A 4,054-nucleotide genomic window follows, 5' to 3' on the forward strand; every position below is an offset into this window, starting at 1 on the left:
GTTAAGGCAGGGGAAAACTATTATATCGACTGTTATAAATTTTCTGATTATGCGGATGTGGGCATTGTCTGTTCCGGTGAAAATCCTGACGTTTTTTATGTTGCTAATTTTCAGGCTGGCAGGAAAGAGCATAACTGGCAACAACTAAGTTTGAATATTACTATCCCTTCAAGTTTAAACAACAAGGAATTAGTCGTTTATGTCTGGAACCGGGGTAGGAAAGTTTCCTATATTGATGATTTGAGGATTGTTAAAACTACTAAAAGTATTTAAAATTTGTAAAAATTAAGACTTAGCCAGGTGGCAATTATAGATTTTTTGCAATTAGCGTGTCAATGCGTTTTCTGAGGGATCTTCTCTTGGAATGAACTCAAAATTGGGGACATTGTTCCCTCCTTTAATCATTGCTGGCAGGCCAGTTGCCTTTCGGGGAATGATCAACATGACCTGATTGGGTGGTCAATATGAGCGGAATCTATATTTATAATAAGTTCTTTAACAGCTCATTATTGAGGTTCTTGTTTTATCTTTTCTCCCAATAAATAAACTGAAATTAATATTCAAACTTTTTCCCATCTTTTAGGATAATAAAATTTATTCAATACATTTGCTAAGAGCATTTGGAATTTGAATTCAAAATCATAAGAAGAAATTTGGATTCTATTAAGGTCATAACTAATAATTTAGAAAGAAAAATCCAGGGAAAAAACAAGTTGGAAATTTATAAATCAAATAACTAGCTGAATTTTACGTTATATAATACGTTTGAAGGTATGGTAGAGGAGGGGCAATTATTAAAGGAACTTAAAGTCGGCAATAAAAAGGCATTCTCTTATTTATTCCAGAAATATTACAAAGATATGGTATTGTTCGGTGGGAATTATCTTCGAGATAAATCCCGTTGCGAGGATATTGTACAATCTATATTTTTGAAATTGTGGGGTGACAGGGAAAACCTGATAATAGAAACTTCATTGAAATCATTCTTGCTCAAATCTGTTAAGAATGGCTGTCTGGATGAATTGCGTCACACAGAAATTGTGCACAAACATGAATCTTATGTGGAAATATTTGGCGATATGAATGGAATTGAAACAAGCCATTATATCCTCTATTCTGAACTTAAAGTTCATTTGAATGAGGCATTAGACAAAATGCCGGATTTATATAGGAAAGTATTTGAAATGAACCGCTTGGAAGGTTTAAAATACAGACAAATAGCTCAAAAACTGGAAGTTTCAGAACGCACGGTTGAAGTACGTGTCGGAAAGGCTCTCGGTTTACTTCGTGAATATTTGAGCGATTTTCTGGTTACTTTATTATTACTTATATTTTTTTATAATTAAATTCAAATTAATTGAGGAAATTAATTTGTAAAACGTCATCATATAATAAACACGAAAAATGCAAGATAAGCTCGAAATAGAAGAATTGATTGTTAAATCATTTTCGCAGAGTCTTAACCCTGAGGAAAAGATTTACCTGGATTCTTGGTTAAATGAGAGTAAGGAAAATAAGATCCATTTTGCACAACTTGGGAATATTTGGCAAGTTGCTCATCCTGCATTCAATCCCGATGAAATTGATGCAGGAAAAGCAGAAGCCAAAGTGAGGAGAAAAATATTGTTACAAAATTGGACCCAAAATTCCGTTGCCGTTTGGTGGCAACGGGCAGCAGCGGTATTGATTTTGCCCCTCATTATCTTCATGGGCTATTTATTTTTTAATAGAAACCAACTTAAAAAAGTTACGGCCTATCAGGAAGTTACTTCTCCTTTTGGGATCAGTTCAAAAATTGAATTATCAGATGGTTCCACGGTATGGTTGAACTCTGGGAGTAAACTTAAGTTTCCGGTGACTTTTGAGGCAAAAGAGCGTAAGGTATTTTTGTCTGGTGAAGCATATTTTAAAGTACATTCCGACAAATCGCATCCTTTTATTGTGAAAACCTGTAATATGCAAATCAGGGCGACCGGAACCCAATTTAATGTTGAAGCGTATCCTTCCGGAGCATATACTGCTGTCACCCTGATGGAGGGGAAAGTTGATGTGAATATGAATGAAAACCAAAAGGAGCAGCTTCATCCAGATCAACGAATAGTATTAAATTCCAAAACAAAAAAATATTCTTTGGTTAAAACCGATGCAAAAGACTGGGGAATGTGGAAAGACGGTGTCCTGGTATTCAGGGATGAACCCTTAGATGAAGTGTTTCAACGTATAGGACGTAATTTTAATATTAATATTGAATTAAAAGATTCTGTTCTTGGAAAACAAATATATAGGGCTACTTTTGAAGGGGAATCTCTGGAAGAAATTTTACGATTATTAAAGATGACAGCTCCTATAGAATATAAAAGATTTGGAAGGAATAAACTGCCTGATAATAAATTCACTAAAGAGAGAATTGAAGTGTTTAGGGCTCAATAAGGAATTTTATTTTTATTAAGAATCCCACATAAGAAGTTCAAATTTTATGTGGGATTCTTTTTTTTAAACGTCTTACCAATAGAAAATTGTTAAGCTAGCTTAGAATCCTTATTGTAACCTTATAATTTAAAAAAGATGAAAAGAATTACATGATGATTTGCCTTTAGTGAAGCAGGAATATAAACTGCTTAAGAGTTAATTATTTTTTCAATTATTGTTTCACCTTATTAATTAAGCCTATGAATTCATTAATAAACAAAACAATGAATGGGAGACAGTATATTTATCATAGAATAAAAAAAAGAAAATTGATCTTGTTTTTCCTTTTTTGTTTCATTTCCCAGATATTCAATACCCCGACATTTTCGCAATCCAATACTTTGCAATTAGATTTAAAAAATGCCACCATCGAACAAGTACTGAATGTGATTGAACAAAAAACTTCTTATCGTTTCTTGTACAACAAACAATCAATTAATGTATCCCGGAAAGTTACCGTAGTGGGAAAAAAATTAGAGGTTCCTAATATATTAAATGAAATATTCAGTGGAACTGATATTTATTATAGTATAAACGGGAAACAGATAGTTTTGATTAAGAGAGAAAAAAAAAATTCAGAACCAATCAACAGAAAAATAACAGGGCATGTTACCGATGAAAAGGGTGAATCTGTTATTGGGGCTATCGTTTTTGTTGAAGGTATGGCAAACAAAGGGACCATTACAGATAGCGAAGGAAAATTTGTCCTGGAGGTTCCCGCTGGCGTAAAAATAGAAGTTCGTAATGTCGGCTATCTCACGCAGGAATTTCAAGTGGATGAAAAAGAGGCTTATGATATCAAATTAGAAGAAGATGTCAAAAAGCTTGACGAAGTTGTTGTAATAGGTTATGGCTCTCAGAAAAAGGAATCGGTGGTGGGTGCCATTTCCCAAACAACCAATAAAGATTTACAACGTACTGGAAATGTAACTGATTTAAAGCAGGCATTGACCGGTCAACTTCCCGGTTTAATTACCATTACTTCTTCCGGAGAACCGGGGGGTACGCAGGACGGACAAAGTGCAACAGCTATTTATATCCGTGGACAGAATTCATGGAATGGAGGACAACCATTAATCTTGGTTGATGGTGTAGAAAGAGGCATGGAAAATGTTGATGTAAATGAGGTTCAAAGTATCTCCGTTTTAAAAGATGCTTCTGCAACCGCAGTATTTGGTGTTAAAGGTGCAAACGGGGTTATCCTGATTACTACCAAGCGGGGTGCAAAAGGCAGACCACAAATTTCCTTTAATTATAACGCTACTGCAATCACTCCTTCAAAGTTACCTCAAAAATTAGATTCCTATAGCACACTTCTGATTAAGGATGCAGCCATTGAACGCGAAGTTCCCCTGAATGAATCTTCCTGGGCTGACTATATGCCTACTGAAATTGTAGATCGATACAAGCAGCCACAAACTGCTGAATATGCTATGATTTATCCTAATGTTGACTGGAGAAAGGCAATGTTTAAAGATGTATCCTTTTCGCACCGGGCAGCTATCAATGTGGAAGGGGGAAGTGATTTTGTCCAGTATTTCGGATCATTGACCTATTTACATGAAGGGGATATGTTTAAAGATTA

At 34.8% G+C, this 4,054-nt stretch carries 4 protein-coding genes; all 4 read left to right on the forward strand.

What is annotated here, in order from left to right; genetic code table 11:
* A partial coding sequence (locus Q8907_13735) for a hypothetical protein (GenBank protein MDP4275332.1) occupies positions 1–273 on the forward strand: 273 nt, incomplete at its 5' end.
* A 500-nt stretch (positions 274–773) separates the two neighbouring features.
* Complete coding sequence (locus Q8907_13740; protein MDP4275333.1) at positions 774–1,346, forward strand: RNA polymerase sigma-70 factor; 573 nt, start codon at positions 774–776, stop codon at positions 1,344–1,346.
* Between the two features lie 58 nt (positions 1,347–1,404).
* A complete protein-coding gene (locus Q8907_13745; GenBank protein MDP4275334.1) occupies positions 1,405–2,430 on the forward strand; it encodes a FecR domain-containing protein in 1,026 nt (341 codons plus the stop codon).
* 263 nt (positions 2,431–2,693) lie between these two features.
* The coding region (locus tag Q8907_13750; protein ID MDP4275335.1) for a carboxypeptidase-like regulatory domain-containing protein at positions 2,694–4,054 on the forward strand (1,361 nt) is incomplete at its 3' end.

The organism is Bacteroidota bacterium (assembly GCA_030706565.1).
Lineage (GTDB): Bacteria > Bacteroidota > Bacteroidia > Bacteroidales > JAUZOH01 > JAUZOH01.

What these genes read in the sequence shown, in the direction of transcription:
- Q8907_13740 (MDP4275333.1), top strand. Translation starts at nt 774, where the DNA reads ATGGTAGAGGAGGGGCAATTATTAAAGGAACTTAAAGTCGGCAATAAA.
- Q8907_13745 (MDP4275334.1), top strand. Translation starts at nt 1,405, where the DNA reads ATGCAAGATAAGCTCGAAATAGAAGAATTGATTGTTAAATCATTTTCG.